The following is a 14265-nucleotide window of genomic DNA, read 5'->3' as shown; positions in this document are numbered from 1 at the left end:
CACGCGAGTTACGTGTCTGGTCACACGAGTTACGGCTCTGATCAAGCGCGGGACGTGGCGCGGTTCCGGTCGTAGACCAGCCGGAGGCCCAGAAGCGTCAGATCCGGGACGTGTTCGGTGATCGTTTCGGATTCCTCCAGCACCAGGGGCGCGAGGCCGCCCGTCGCGATCACCGCGACCGGCTCCGCCCCGCCGGGTGAGAGCTCGCGCTCGATCCGCTTCACCAGGCCGTCGACCTGGCCGGTGAAACCGTAGAGGATGCCGGATTGCAGGCATTCCACGGTGTTCTTCCCGATCACCGACCGCGGCGGCACCAGCTCCACCTTGCGCAGCGCCGCCGCCCGCGCGGCCAGCGCGTCGACCGAGATCTCGATACCGGGCGCGAAGGCGCCGCCGAGGAACTCGCCCTTGGCGGAGATGGCGTCCACATTGGTCGAAGTCCCGAAATCCACCACCACACAAGCGGTGTCCGGGTGCAGATGGTGCGCGGCGAGGGTGTTCACCAGCCTGTCCGCGCCCACCTCCTTGGGGTTGTCGACCAGGAGCGGCACGCCGGTGCGCACCCCCGGCTCGACGACGATCTTCGGCACTTTGGCGTAGTACCGCGAAAGCATGACGCGCAGCTCCCGCAGCACGGCGGGAACCGTGGACAACGCGCTGATCCCGGTGATCGAGTCCGCGTGCGAACCGAGGAGCCCGCGCATGGTCAGCGCGAGCTCGTCGGCGGTCATACGCGCGTCGGTGCGCATGCGCCAGTCACCGATCAGCTCGTTTCCCGAATACAGCCCGAGAACGATATTGGTGTTGCCGACGTCGACCGTGAGCAGCAAGGGCTCAGCTTTCGGCGTGCAGCAGCGCGTCGAGACGGCGGGCGTCGGCGGTTTCGGCGACCGGGAAGGTCATCGTGTCGTCGTCGGCCAGCGTCACGGTGCCGCTCAGCAGGCCGGAACCCTCCGGCGCGTGCCCGGGGTCGGCACCCTTCTCGACGATCCGGTTGTCCGCGTCGACGAAGACGACCCGCGGCCGGAACGCGGCCGCCTCGGCGTTCTCCATCTGCGCGTACGAAATCAGGATCACCAGGTCGCCAGGGTGCACCAGATGCGCCGCGGCACCGTTGATGCCGAGCACCCCGCTGCCGCGTTCGCCCGCGATCACGTACGTTTCGAGCCGCGCGCCGTTGGTGACGTCCACAATGGACACCTGTTCGCCCGGCAGCAGATCCGCCGCGTCCATCAGGTCCTCGTCGACGGTCACCGAGCCGACGTAGTGGAGGTCGGCCTGGGTGACCGTCGCCCGGTGGATCTTCGATTTGAGCATCGTGCGGTACATCGTGGACTCTCCCTATTCCCCTGCGTCCAGCGCGTGTTCCGGATGATCCACGGCAGCGCCGAGCATCACGCCGACATTGTCGATCAGCCGGGTACTCCCCACCCTGGCCGCGATCAGCAACCGCGCTTCACCGTCCACGGGCGCGGGCCCGAGGTCGGTTCCCCTCAATTCCAGATAGTCGACCTCGACCGCGGGACGCGCGGCGAGGGTCTGCCTGGCGGTCGCCAGCACGGCTTCCGCGCCGTCGCGTCCGACGAAGGCACCCGCGGTGAGTGCCGCCGACAACACGATCGCGTCCTCGCGCTGTTCCGGGGTCAGGTAGACGTTGCGCGAGGACAACGCCAGCCCGTCGCGTTCCCGGACCGTCGGCACCCCGATGACGCGGGTGTCGAAGTTCAGGTCACGCACCATCTTCTTGATCAGCACCAGCTGCTGGTAGTCCTTCTCCCCGAAGAAGGCGTAGTCCGGCCGCACGATGTTGAACAGTTTCGCCACCACGGTCAGCACGCCGGCGAAATGCCCCGGCCGCGCCGCGCCTTCCAGCTCGTCGCCGAGCGCGCCGGGATGCACCGTGACGGTGGCCCCCTCGGGATACAGATCCGACGCCTTGGGCAGGAAGCCCAGCTCGACGCCGTCCTCCTTCAGCACTTCGAGGTCCTTGTCCAGCGGACGCGGGTACGCCTCGAAGTCCTCGCCCTCCCCGAACTGCAGGGGGTTCACGAAGATCGACGTCGCGACCACCGTGTTCGGCAGCCGCTTCGCCCGGCGGATCAGCTCGCGGTGCCCCGCGTGCAGTGCGCCCATCGTGGGCACGAGCGCGACCTTGCGGCCGACGCCGTGCAGGGCACGCGTCACCTGGCTGACCTGCTCGGGCGGCTGGAAGGTGTGCAGCGTGCCTCGGGCGAATTTCGGTGTGGTCACTGGTTTTGCTGCCCTTCGGCGGGATCTGCGGGATCACTCAGGAGTTCGGTGAGCTCGGCGGCGGCCGACGCGTCCAGTAGCCCGGCGGCGTCGCCGCGCGCCAGCGTGCGCTTGGCCAGCGCGCGGTAGCTCGGGGCGATGTCGGGGCCACGTTCGGCCAGCACCGCGAGATGCTTACGCACGGTGCCGAGATCACCACGGGCCACCGGCCCGGTCAGCGCCCGGTCCCCGTGTCGGAGAACATTATCCAACGCCGCCGACAACAACGGAGCCACCAGGCGTTCGGGCTGGGCGATTCCCGCCTCCCGCAACAGTTCCCCGCAGTCGGCGACCAGTGTCATCAGGTGGTTCGCGCCGTGCGCCAACGCCGCGTGATAGAGCGCTCGCGCCTCGTCCGGGACCCGGACGGGCTCCGCGCCCATCTCCACGGTCAGTGCCTCGCCGACGTTCCACGCCGCTTCGTCACCCGCTGTCGCCGTGACGCCGACGCTGCAGGTGGCCAGCCTGTCGAGGTCTTCGGCGCGGCCGGTGAAGGTCATCACGGGGTGCAGGGCCAGCGGCAGCGCGCCGGCCTCGGCGGCGGGCGCGAGGACGTCGATTCCGTGCGCGCCCGAGGTGTGCACGACGATCTGCCCCGGCCGGAGGGATCCGGTGGCGACGAAACCGCGCACCATCCCGGCGAGCGCGTCGTCCGGCAGGGCCAGCAGGACCAGGTCGGCACGGCGGGCGACCTCGTCGGGAGGCAGGAGGGGCACGTCGGGGAGCAGTTGCTCCGCTCGGCGCACCGAAGCGTTGGAAAGGCCGGAAGCGGCGACGACCGTGTGCCCGGCCCTGGTGAGCGCGGCGCCGACGACACTGCCGACGCGCCCCGCGGAAACGACGCCGACGGCCAGGCGAGCGGGCCTCATCATGGCGTGCGCCAGTGGACGCTCATGGTCGAAACTCCTCAACTCGTTCCAGTCCCGCTCTGCGGTCGCGGGTACCAGACGACGGCGCGAGGGTAACCCTCCGGCACGGGTCTGAACCGGCCCCCGTGACCAGCTTCACCTGACAGTGGTCATCCGCGCGGCGCGCCGTCGGCCAGCCGCACGGCCTCGGCCCGCGACGTCTTGAGCACCTGGAGCAGCTCGCGTTGCCGCTGTTTCGCGTCGTCGGTGAGCTTGCGGCCGCGCCGCAGGAACGCGAGCTCGGTCACGCTGGCCTGGTAGCGGCCGACGGCCTTCGCCGCCTCCCGCCCCGACTGCTTCCGCGCCTGTTTCCGCCACGACCGCCGTCCGGAGAGACTGGCCAGCAGCGCGACCTCGGACGGGGCGATCCAGCGTGCATCAACCATCAGGGGCAGCGCTGCCGCGACGATCCGCTGCTCACGGCGTCGCTGCATGACCACCACCGAGAAGACCCCGACGAACAGCGGCACCATGATCAGGAAGTACACGTTCAGGAAGGTCTTCGCGCCGCCGAGCAACGCGGCACCGTTCCACAGCGCGTGCAGCAGCACCGCGACTACGTAACCGCCGATGGGCGCCAGGATCCGCAGCGAGCGCACCTTGCTGCCCGCGGCGACGCCGAGCCCGATCCCGGTCATCACCGCGAACAGCGGGTGGGTGAACGGCGAGAGCACACCTCGGAGGAAGAACGCCGCGAGCACGCCGGCGCTCGTGCCGTCGCCGAACCCGTGCTCGGCGAAGGCGCGGCCGAAGTAATAGATGTTCTCGGTGAAGGCGAAGCCCGCCGCGGTGAACCCGGCGTAGACGATGCCGTCCACGACGCCGTCGAACTCGATCGGGCGGCGCCACCACAGCAAAAGGATGAAAGCGGCCTTCGCGGCCTCCTCGACCAGCGGCGCCGAGACCAGCCCGCTGATCTTGCCGCCGACGCCGGTGCCGAGCAGCAGGTCACCGACGGCTTCGGCGCCGCTGTTGAGCAGCAGCGCGATGATCGTCGCGACGCAGGCGCCCCAGACGAAGGACAGCAGCAGGAGCTTCGGCGGTTCCGGTTCCCAGCGGTCGACCCACAGGAACGCGGTGACCACCACGGCGACCGGGACCAGCGCCGCGAGCACGCCGATCCCGACCGCGAGCGGGCCGACCTTTTCGGTCACCGTGCCGAAGACGAACAACCCGCACAGCGCGACGGCGATCAGCCCGAGCACCGGCAGCAGCACGGTGATCGACCGGGACCGGCGGATCCGGTCGGGGCCGGGCGCCAGGGAGGAAGGCTCGCTCACAGCGGGTCACCCTACCGTCGGTACGGGGTCAGTCTTCGGCACGCCGCCTGCGCCGCGGAGTGGATTCGTTCGCGCCGTTGGCGGCGAGCAGATCCATCACCGACCGGCCGGACGCGTGGGAACCCGCCTCGGACGTCTCCGGACGGCTGTGCGACGACCCGTTGCGGGACGGCGTCTCGTCGTCCGGCTTCGCCCGCCTGCCGCCGTGACGGCCGCCAGATGACTCGGTGCTCTGCCAAGCCGGGGGTTCCCCGTCCGGGCGACGGCGACGGCCGCCACCGGTGGGCTCGGGAACGTTCGGGGCCGGGGTGAGCGAGGCCGAGGAGTCTTCCGCCGCGCGGCGACGGCGTCCACCTCCGCCGTTCTGCGACAGGCGGATCTCTTCGGGCAACGTCGGGTTGACCGCGGGCGGCTCCTCGACGGGCGGCGAACTATGCCGCGACGGCGCCTCGGCCGCCGGACGGCGCACCGGTTCGGGCTCCGGCTTCCGCACGGGCTCGGCCCGGCGAGGCGGCTCGGACACGGCCGGGATCGACGGCGGGGTCGGCGGCTCGGGCTCACGACGAGGCTCGGGACGCGGCTGGGACGCCGAGGGCTGCGGCTGCTGGGGCTTGGGACGCAGCCGGTCCTGGACGTCGTCCTTCCTGGGGAACGCCGCGCTCAGGTCGGAGACCGGGCGCTCCTGCGTCCACGACGGCTTCCACTCGCCGGTGGCCTCCATCGGCTCCGGCGTCGCGGGCTTGTTCGCGGGCGGCGGCGTGCCACCGGCCGGACGGGACCGCTCGACCGGCTTCATGCCAGGGCGGGTCAGGCCGAGCTCGCGGTTCGGCCGGGGACGGTCCGGCTCGACCTTCTTGACCGGCTTCGCCGGCGCGGGCGGCTTCACCGGCGGCGTCTGCTTCCGGGTCTGCTCCTCGGGCCGCGGCGCGGGAGGACGCTGCACGGTGCCGGCGTCGAGCCGCTGCTGCAGCGACGGCTGCTGCTGCGGGCGGCGAGGCGGTTCGTTGCGCTGGGGCTGGCGGGCGACGGTGGGCATCGAGGGCTGCGAGACCTCGGCGCGCGACACACCCGGCATGGACGGGCGGGACACCTCGGCCGGGGTCACCGGCGGCGGGGTCTTGCGCTGGGCGTCGACCCTGGGCATCGGACGGGAGACCTCGGCGGGCGACATCCCGGGGTTCGACAGCTCCATCCGCTCGCGGCGGGCGGCTTCGGCGGCGAGCGCCTCGGCGGCCTTGGAGGCGCGGGCGTCCGCCTTGCGCATACTGCGGCGAGTCGACTCGTCGACCGGTTTCGGCCGCTGGACCTGATTGCTCTGGCCGTAACCGCCTGCGCCGTTGACCTGACCGTTCGCCGGTTTACGGCGGGCGGCGGGCGGCGTCCCGGCCCGCATGGCGGCGGGTTCGAGGACGCGGTCGATCATCTCGGTCGGGCGTTCACGCTCACGCTCGTCGACGTCGATCGTGGTGCTCTTGGCCGCCATGAGCTGGGGTTTGCCGTTCTCGGATCCCGCGCTCATCAGCTGCTTGTTGTCGAGGGACCGCATCCGGGTGGCCTGCGCGGTGAGCGCGACGCGTTCGAGGAGGACCTCGCCGCCGAAGAGCGACTGGAGGCTTTCACGCAGAGCGCTCACCTCGGCTCTGAGCGCTTCGAGCTCTTCCTGGGAGCGGCTCTCGGCGGCCTGCCGGGTCTCCGCCTCCATCTCCAGCTCGAACTCGCGGCGGGCGGCGATCTCGCGTTCCAGCTCCAGCTCGTAGACGGCCTGCGCCTCGGCGACGGCGTCCTCGCTCTGCGAAACGTGCTTGCGGTAGCGGACCGCGAGGAACGCACCGATCAAGGCGGCCCACAGCGCCGCGACGATCCCCAGACGCAGGTAGCGGAGGTCGTCGGAAAGCACCAATGCGAGAGTCGCGCCGACGGCGAGAACCAAGCCGACGACAAGCCACGGCCTACCCGCAAGGCGGCCGCGCGAGTCGTCACCCACCCCGGTCATGCCCAACACCGTACCTTCTAGTAATCCGAACGAGACCTAGTCGGTACTTCGAGCGGTGGCTCTCGAGCGTTAACCGGTCGGCTCGGGATCGGTGTCCCGATCACCGCCCTCGGGGGTCCGGCAGCAGTGTTCGAGCCATAAAGCCGCAGCTACCAGCGCCGCCGAGCTGACGATCCCGACCGTGGCCGAGCGGAGATCACCGCTCGCCGCGAGGAGTTCGTCACGTCGCGGAAAAAGATACGCGAAAGCCGCGAGCCAGACGCCCGTCATCGCGGATCCGGCGAGCGAAGAGGCCTTGGCGAGGGCCACCGATCGGGCGACGGAGATCGCGGAGAGCACGCGGTCCTCCTTGATCCGCGACCGGATGATGAAGGCGAGCACGAACTCGCAGAGCGCGAGGACGAGCAGCGTGATTCCGGCGAAGAGCGGAAGCGCGGGGATGGATCCGTAGGCGACCTGGAAGAGCAGATAGGCCAGGACCAATCCCAGGAGGCCGGCCACCGCCAGCTCACGTGGCCGGGTGAAGTGCATGGTCCAACGCTACCTGGCAGGCTTGACTCTCCACCAACTGGAGAGTCGACGATGAGGCATATGGGCACCGCAGCGGTTTTCACCATCGGGGAGCTGGCCAAACGGACCGGCCTGCCGGTGAAGACCATCCGCTTCTACTCCGACGAGGGGCTCCTGCCCCCGACCGACCGCACCGATTCGGGCTACCGGCTCTACGACGCGACCGCGATGGCACGTCTTGAGCTGGTCCGGACGCTGCGGGAGCTCGGGCTCGGCCTCGCCGACGTCGAGCGGGCGCTGACCAGGGAAGCGACCATCGGGGACCTCGCGGTCCAGCACGTCGCCGCCCTGGACGAGCAGATCCGGCGGCTGGAACTGCGCCGCGCGGTCCTGCGAGCGGTGGCCAAACGGGACTCACCACTGGAGGAGGTCGAACTGATGAACAAACTCGCGTCGATGTCGGACGAAGACCGCAAACGTTTGCTCGACGAGTTCTGGGCGGACATGGTCGAAGGGCTCGATCTGGACCCGGAGTTCTACGAGCGGATGCGCTCGGCGAAACCGGAACTGCCCGACGACCCGACGCCCGAGCAACTGGAGGCCTGGATCGAGTTCGCCGAACTCGTGCAGGACGAGGAGTTCCGCGCGTCCATCCGCCGGATGAGCGAGTGGCACTCGCAGCTCCGGAAGCAGGACGGAGCGGACTTCGGCGCGAAGCAGCAGGAGCTGTGGATGGCGTGGAGCGCTCGGGCGACCGAAGCGCTCGAAGCCGGCCTCGCGCCGGACTCGCCCGAGGGCCGCGAACTGGCGGAGACGATCTTCACGCAGTCTTCGCGGAACGGCCGTGATCCGGCCGACCCGGCCTGGCGGAAGCGGCTGACCGACGGGATGGCGATCAGCTCCGACCCGCGCGCCGAGCGGTACTGGCTGCTGCTGGGGAAGATCAACGGCTGGCCGTCGTTCCCCTCGCAGATGGCGCAGGCCGAGTGGATCATCGCCGCCCTGCGCTCGGCGCTGGGGTAGCAAGGGACCTTTGCTACCACTCCCGCATTTAGCCGACTAATTGCGTGGGTCAAGGGCACCGGGTGGGCGTGGGGGGGGGGGGGGGGGGGGGGGGGGGGGGGGGGGGGGGGGGGGGGGGNTGGATCATCGCCGCCCTGCGCTCGGCGCTGGGGTAGCAAGGGACCTTTGCTACCACTCCCGCATTTAGCCGACTAATTGCGTGGGTCAAGGGCACCGGGTGGGCGTTGCGAAAGCCACGTTCGCGACGTTGAAGTTTGCGAACGTGGCTTTCGCAACCTCTCCGGGGTCGCCGCCCCTCGCAATCAGGCGACTAAACGCGGTGGTTCGCATCACGAACCACTGGGGGCTTGGCCGTGACCGTGTGGGTTTTGGGGCGTCAGATGACCAGAAATCCACACAGTCCCCCACCTCCGGGGCCGGGACCGAGCGCGAGGGGCGCGTTTAGTCCTCTGGATGCGGTGGTTCGTATCGCCAACTACCGCATTCAGAGGACGAAATGCGTGAGGCGGACGGAGTCGCGGTCCGAGGCGGGGCGGGCGGCGAGGAGGTCGGCGACGGGACCGTGGCCGGGAAGCACCGCGCCGGGCTCGATCTCCAGCCAGGGGATCAGCACGCTCGCGCGCTCCGGCGTGCCGGGATGCGGAAGCAGCAACTGGGGGTCGTCGGAGCGCACCCCGTCCACGGTCACTATGTCGACATCCAGCGTGCGCGGACCCCAGCGGAGTTCGCGCACGCGCTCCGCCGCCCGCTCGGCGGCCTGCCCGGTGCGCAGCCAGTCCCAGTGATCACGCGCCGGGTCGTCGACCAGGACGACGGCGTTGAGGAAGTCCGGCTGGTCCTCGACGCCCCACGCCTTGGTCTCGTAGACCGACGACACCGCGACGACCGCGGGCCGGACCGCGTCGACGGCGGACCGGAGGTACGCGAGACGGTCCCCGAGGTTGGAGCCGAGCGAGAGCAGCGCGCGGCTCATCGCTCCCGCCGCACCGTGACCGCGACGTCGTCGAAGTTCAGCGGGATCGGCGCGGACGGCTTGTGCACCGTCACCTCGACGGCGGTCAGCCGCTCGTCGCGCAGCACCTCGTCGGCGATCTTCCCGGCGACACTCTCGATGAGGTCGTACGGCTCGCCCGCCACGATCCCGGCGGCGAGCTCCGCCAGTTCGCCGTAGTGCAGCGTCTTGGTCAGGTCGTCGGACGCGGCGGCGGGGCCGAGGTCCAGCCACACCACGATGTCGACGACGAACTCCTGCCCGTCCCGCTTCTCGTGGTCGAAGACCCCGTGCCTGCCGAAGACCCTCAATCCGGTCAACGTGATCCGGTCAGACAACGGGACTCCCCTTCCGCCAAGCCGCCGCGACGGTCACGGCGTCGATGCTCGCGCCGACCTCGTGCACCCGCACTCCCCAGGCGCCGGCCGCCGCCGCGAGCGCGGACACGGCAGCGGTCGCGTTCTCGCGGCCGTCCGGCGGAGCGGGCTTTCCGTTCTTTCCGGACAAAAGGCGCCCGAGGAACCGTTTGCGCGACGCGCCGACGAGAACCGGGAAACCCAGTGACAGAAAGGAATCCAGGCCGTTCAACAACGCCCAGTCGTGCTCCGCGTTCTTCGCGAAACCGAGCCCGGGGTCGAGCACGATCGCATCGGCGTCGACACCGGCGGCGAGCGCTTCGTCCACTCGGGACAGCAACTCGGCGCGCACGTCCGCGACGACGTCCTCATAGGACGCCAGCGCGTTCATGTCCTTGCTGTGCCCGCGCCAGTGCATCAGTACATACGGGACACCCGTCTCGGCGGCGACCTTCGCCATGTTCGGATCGGCCAGTCCGCCGGAGACGTCGTTGATGACGGACGCGCCCGCCTCGACCGCGGCGAGGGCGACCTCGGCTCGGGTGGTATCCACGGACATCGCGACCCCGTCGGCGGCGAGCGCGCGGATCACGGGCATGATCCGGGAAATCTCGATCTCGGCGTCCACCCGGGACGCTCCCGGCCGCGTCGACTCCCCGCCAACGTCGATCAGGTCAGCGCCGCGTGCCCACATCTCGTGCGCGTGCTCCAGCGCCTGCTCGACGCCGAGGTAGCGGCCACCGTCCGAAAAGGAATCCGGGGTGACGTTGAGGATCCCCATCACCGCACACCGGCCGGGCCGGGGCAGGGCGGTCATCGACGGCCCTTGATCAGGTCCAGCGCCTCCGCCCGCGAGGACGCCGAAGTCTGCAGCAGCCCGCGCACGGCGGACGTCGTCGTCCTGGCGCCGGGTTTGCGGATACCGCGCATGGCCATGCAGAGATGCTCGGCCTCGACCACGACGATCGCGCCGCGGGGTTCGAGTTTTCGCATGATCGCGTCGGCGACCTGGGAGGTGAGACGCTCCTGGACCTGCGGACGCTTGGCGTAGAGGTCGACGAGGCGGGCCAGTTTGGACAGGCCGGTGACCTTGCCGTGGCCGTTCGGGATGTAGCCGACGTGGGCGACACCGTGGAAGGGCACCAAATGATGTTCACAGTTATGCGTCAGGTGCCCGGCGATCAGGAAGGTCGGGTGGGGCTCGCATTTGAAACTGTACACCGTGTAGGGCTTGGTCCCCGTGGCCTTCACCGGCCGGACGGACTCGACCTCGACGTACTCCGACTCGATGAGATCGGTCGTGTAGTCGTCCTGCGGGAAGCCGTGTCGCCGGAACCATCTGTCAGCCACGTAGAGCTGCGAGGCGATTCCTCCGGTCCGGGGCGTGAAACGTGCCCCGATGACCGTGGCCAGATCTTCTAGGAAAGGAATGTTCGCGCTGACAATGGTTCGGCCCGCGATCTTCTTGTGGCGGAAGCCGTCGCCTTCCACATACCCGTCGAGGAAACCGTTGAAGGTGCTCAGATCGTTGAGCACGACCATGGGGAAGCGCTGCCGCTGATGATGAGCATCGCCACCGACGTACTGCCGCATGAGATCCGCGAGGAACGATGAGACGACACGCACCCGAAAGCCGGGCGCTTCACGTCCGAGGTAGCCCGAAGGCCGCGTGACCGGCTCGAGTTTCGCCTCGATCCCGAAGGCCCGATAGAGCGACTCGGCGTACTTCTTCGCGAAGTCGCGGTCGTTCACCACCAGCGAGACGTAGCGCTCGGCGACGGTCCCGTCCGAGCAGGTCGCACCGATGACATAACCAAAGTCGTAGCCGAACTTCGGCTTCCAGCGATCCCGGCAGAGCTTGCGCGCGTGGGTCCACTCGATGAAGGAACCCTCGACGTCCTTGGCCTCCACCCAGCCTTTGGGCGTCGCCAAAGGATGATCAGGAGTGACCTTGAAACTTCCGCCCGCGGTCGTGACCTCGACAAGCTCACGAGTCTGGTGCGAGCTGATCTCGGCGACCGTGGTCTCCTCGACCTTGCCACCCGACAGAGTCCACAGCTTGTCACCGACTTCGACCTCGGCCGCCTGCTTACGGCCTCCGACCGCGTTCACCGTCTGCTTGCTGGGCACGCAGGTCGAGAACATCGGGATGTCCGTCACCAGCACGAGTTCTTCGTGTGCCTCGTCGAACGTGCGGTCCAGGACGTGGTCCGGTTCGGTGTAGAGACCGGCGAACATTTCCCGGTAAGCGCGAGCGACCCGGGCCGGGGTCTCCAAGAGACCGTCCCGGTCCGGGTCCTCACCACAGGCGAGCAGGAGTTCGCGTACGGCTTTCTCGGCCCGGTCCTGGTCGAAGACCGGGCTTATGCCGTTACCGCTTGGTGTCGTCCTGTCCGTCGTCACGCCGTTGCTGTCCTTCGTCCTGCTGACCGCCGGGCTGGTCAGCGAACCAGCCGTCACGCGGGCGGTCTTCGGCGGGACGCCAGGGCTGGTTCGGCTGGCCGCCCGGCTGCGTGGCCGGGGTCCAGCCGGGAGGAGCCCCGTAGTTCGGCGGGCCGCCAACGGGCCCACCCTGGTAACCGCCTGCCGGACCACCCGGCTGCTGCCCACCATATGCCTGGGGCCAGTGACCGGTGCCGTTCGGCCCACCGTTGGGGCGACCACCGTTGGGGTAGGCGCCCGGCGGCGGCGGGGCGTACGGGTTCGCGTTCGGGTCCGGCGGCGGAGCGGGCTGCGCGTACGGCGGGCCACCGGGAAGGTCGCCGCCGCCCTGCGCGGTGCCGACCGGGGTCGGCGCCGGCTGCAGCACCGGCTGCTCCTTCTTCTCCTCCGGCGGGGGCCACGGCTCGCCGCGTTCCATCGCCAGCTCGCCGGGGGTCTTGATCGGCGGCTTGTCGGACGGCTTGCGGTCGCCGAACTCGTTGAAGATGGTGATGTGCGGGCGCTTCTCGACGGTCGCGAAGATCCGCTCGAGGTCCTTGCGGGTCAGCGTCTCCTTTTCGAGGAGCTCGATGACCAGCTCGTCCAGTACGTCGCGGTAGGTGCTCAGCACGTGCCACGCCTCGGTGTGCGCGGTCTCGATGAGCTTGCGCACCTCCTCGTCGATCTCGTGCGCGACCTCGAGCGAGTAGTCCGCCTGGCGGCCCGCCGAGCGGCCGAGGAACGGGTCGCCCTGCTCCTGGCCGTACTTGACCGCGCCGAGCCGGGCGCTCATGCCGTATTCGGTGACCATCGCGCGGGCGATCTTGGTCGCCTGCTCGATGTCGGAGGAGGCACCGGTGGTGGGCTCGTGGAAGACGAGCTCCTCCGCCGTCCGGCCGCCCATCGCGAAGACCAGGCGCCCGATCATCTCCGAGCGGGTCATCAACTCCTTGTCGTCCTCCGGGACGAGCAGGGCGTGACCGCCGGTGCGCCCGCGCGGCAGGATCGTCAGCTTGTAGACCGGTTCGATGTCCGGCATCGCCCACGCGGCGAGCGCGTGCCCGCCCTCGTGGTAGGCCGTGATCTTCTTCTCCTTCTCGGAGATGATCCGGCTCTTGCGGGCGGGACCGCCGACGACGCGGTCGACCGACTCCTCCAGCGCGGCGTCGGTGATCACGTGCCCGTTCTGGCGGGCGGTGAGCAGCGCGGCCTCGTTGAGCACGTTCGCCAGGTCCGCGCCGGACATGCCGACGGTCCGCTTGGCGAGGCTGCTCAGGTCGGTGCCCTGCGCGATCGGCTTGCCCTTGGCGTGCACCTCGAGGATCGCCTTGCGGCCGCGCATGTCCGGCGCGGACACCGGGATCTGGCGGTCGAAGCGGCCGGGGCGCAAGAGCGCCGGGTCGAGGATGTCGGGACGGTTGGTCGCGGCGATCAGGATGATGCCGCCGCGCGCGTCGAAGCCGTCCATCTCGACGAGGAGCTGGTTCAGCGTCTGCTCGCGCTCGTCGTGGCCACCGCCGAGGCCGGCGCCGCGCTGGCGGCCGACCGCGTCGATCTCGTCGACGAAGATGATGCAGGGCGCGTTCTGCTTGGCCTGCTCGAACAGGTCGCGGACTCGCGAAGCGCCGACACCGACGAACATCTCGACGAAGTCGGAACCGGAGATCGTGTAGAACGGCACGCCCGCCTCGCCGGCGACGGCGCGCGCGAGCAGCGTCTTACCGGTACCGGGCGGCCCGTAGAGCAGGACGCCCTTGGGGATCTTCGCGCCGAGCGCCTGGTAGCGCGCCGGGTTCTGCAGGAAGTCCTTGATCTCGTACAGCTCTTCGACGGCCTCGTCGGCGCCCGCGACGTCCCCGAAGGTCGTCTTGGGCATGTCCTTGTTGAGCTGCTTGGCCTTCGACTTGCCGAAGTTGAGGACGCGGTTCCCGCCGCCCTGCGCGTTGTTCATCATCCACATCAGCAGGCCCAGCACCAGCGCCAGCGGGATGGCGAAGATCAGGATCTGGGTGAGGACGTTCTGCTGGGTGACCTTGGTGGTGAACTTGACCGGGTTGTCACCGCTCTTCAGGCCGATGAGCTGGCCGTAGATGGTGCCCGCGACGTTCGCCGGGTACTGCGCGATGATCTGGTCGACCTGCTGGCCGTCGACCTCGATCTTCTTGTTCAGGAGCAGCTTGATCTGCTGCTCCTTGTCCTCTTGCGAGGCTTCCTTGACGTTGTTCGCGGTGATCTGCTGGTTCGCGATCGAGATCGGCACCTGGGTGTAGCCACGATCACTGTCGAAGATCGTGTTGTATGCGAGAAACGCCAGTACCGCCGCGAGAATCCAGAGCACTGGGTTCCTGAGCACGCTCTTCCGGTTCATACGACTCGGCCCTGGTGGCCTCGACCCTTCCTGGTTGGGCGGCTCATGTGATACCCGCCATCACGATCTTGACGACCCATGGTGCTCCGACACCCGCCCCTCAGGATACCGCCCGCCTGGACGGAT

General features: G+C 69.4%; 12 protein-coding genes and 2 pseudogenes. 1 reads left to right on the top strand and 13 read right to left on the bottom strand.

Features of this window, described 5'->3' with window-relative positions:
* Window positions 1-41 precede the first annotated feature (41 nt).
* The 7 genes from ACXIZN_RS36650 to ACXIZN_RS36620 all read right to left on the bottom strand — a co-directional run bounded on the left by ACXIZN_RS36650 (window position 42) and on the right by ACXIZN_RS36620 (window position 7001).
* Complete coding sequence (locus ACXIZN_RS36650) at window positions 42-830, bottom strand: type III pantothenate kinase (protein ID WP_457959438.1); 789 nt, start codon at window positions 828-830, stop codon at window positions 42-44.
* 4 nt (window positions 831-834) lie between these two features.
* Entirely contained in the window at window positions 835-1329 is a 495-nt protein-coding gene (panD, locus tag ACXIZN_RS36645; protein WP_126730155.1) for an aspartate 1-decarboxylase, read from the bottom strand.
* Between the two features lie 12 nt (window positions 1330-1341).
* On the bottom strand, window positions 1342-2250 hold the full coding sequence (gene panC, locus ACXIZN_RS36640; protein WP_457959437.1) for a pantoate--beta-alanine ligase: 909 nt from the start codon (window positions 2248-2250) through the stop codon (window positions 1342-1344).
* Window positions 2247-3173: a Rossmann-like and DUF2520 domain-containing protein gene (locus ACXIZN_RS36635; RefSeq protein WP_457960690.1), complete on the bottom strand. Its 927-nt coding sequence runs from the start codon at window positions 3171-3173 to the stop codon at window positions 2247-2249. The genes panC and ACXIZN_RS36635 overlap by 4 nt, the downstream gene beginning before the upstream one ends.
* A 134-nt stretch (window positions 3174-3307) precedes the next feature.
* Complete coding sequence (locus ACXIZN_RS36630) at window positions 3308-4477, bottom strand: PrsW family intramembrane metalloprotease (protein WP_457959435.1); 1170 nt, start codon at window positions 4475-4477, stop codon at window positions 3308-3310.
* 28 nt (window positions 4478-4505) lie between these two features.
* Window positions 4506-6470 (bottom strand): DUF6779 domain-containing protein, encoded by a 1965-nt coding sequence (locus ACXIZN_RS36625; RefSeq protein ID WP_457959434.1) that lies wholly within the window; start codon window positions 6468-6470, stop codon window positions 4506-4508.
* A gap of 69 nt (window positions 6471-6539) precedes the next feature.
* Window positions 6540-7001, bottom strand: a complete 462-nt coding sequence (locus ACXIZN_RS36620; RefSeq protein WP_457959433.1) for a DUF3180 domain-containing protein — start codon at window positions 6999-7001, stop codon at window positions 6540-6542.
* Between the two features lie 60 nt (window positions 7002-7061).
* On the opposite strand from ACXIZN_RS36620, the gene ACXIZN_RS36615 reads away from it, so the two are divergent.
* A complete protein-coding gene (locus ACXIZN_RS36615; RefSeq protein WP_457959432.1) occupies window positions 7062-8003 on the top strand; it encodes a MerR family transcriptional regulator in 942 nt (313 codons plus the stop codon).
* Window positions 8004-8487: 484 nt separating this feature from the next.
* On the opposite strand, the gene folK is transcribed toward ACXIZN_RS36615, so the two are convergent.
* From folK to ftsH, 6 genes and pseudogenes are all read right to left on the bottom strand, one after another.
* Window positions 8488-8976 carry a 2-amino-4-hydroxy-6-hydroxymethyldihydropteridine diphosphokinase gene (folK, locus tag ACXIZN_RS36610; RefSeq protein WP_457959431.1) on the bottom strand — a complete coding sequence of 163 codons (489 nt, stop codon included), beginning with the start codon at window positions 8974-8976 and terminating at the stop codon, window positions 8488-8490.
* Entirely contained in the window at window positions 8973-9332 is a 360-nt protein-coding gene (gene folB, locus ACXIZN_RS36605) for a dihydroneopterin aldolase (protein WP_020632060.1), read from the bottom strand. The genes folK and folB overlap by 4 nt, the downstream gene beginning before the upstream one ends.
* Entirely contained in the window at window positions 9325-10167 is an 843-nt protein-coding gene (gene folP / locus ACXIZN_RS36600) for a dihydropteroate synthase (RefSeq protein WP_457959430.1), read from the bottom strand. The genes folB and folP overlap by 8 nt, the downstream gene beginning before the upstream one ends.
* Window positions 10164-10508 (bottom strand): annotated as a pseudogene (folE, locus tag ACXIZN_RS36595) (GTP cyclohydrolase I); the annotation flags it as partial. The pseudogene folE and the gene folP, both read right to left, overlap by 4 nt.
* 972 nt (window positions 10509-11480) lie before the next feature.
* Window positions 11481-11753 (bottom strand): annotated as a pseudogene (locus tag ACXIZN_RS36590) (GTP cyclohydrolase I); the annotation flags it as partial.
* Complete coding sequence (gene ftsH / locus ACXIZN_RS36585; protein ID WP_126730140.1) at window positions 11722-14139, bottom strand: ATP-dependent zinc metalloprotease FtsH; 2418 nt, start codon at window positions 14137-14139, stop codon at window positions 11722-11724. The gene ftsH and the pseudogene ACXIZN_RS36590, both read right to left, overlap by 32 nt.
* Window positions 14140-14265: the final 126 nt, after the last annotated feature.

The organism is Amycolatopsis sp. TRM77291 (assembly GCF_054166285.1).
Note: the sequence above shows the minus strand (reverse complement) of the source record. Positions and strands in the feature narration are given on the sequence as shown.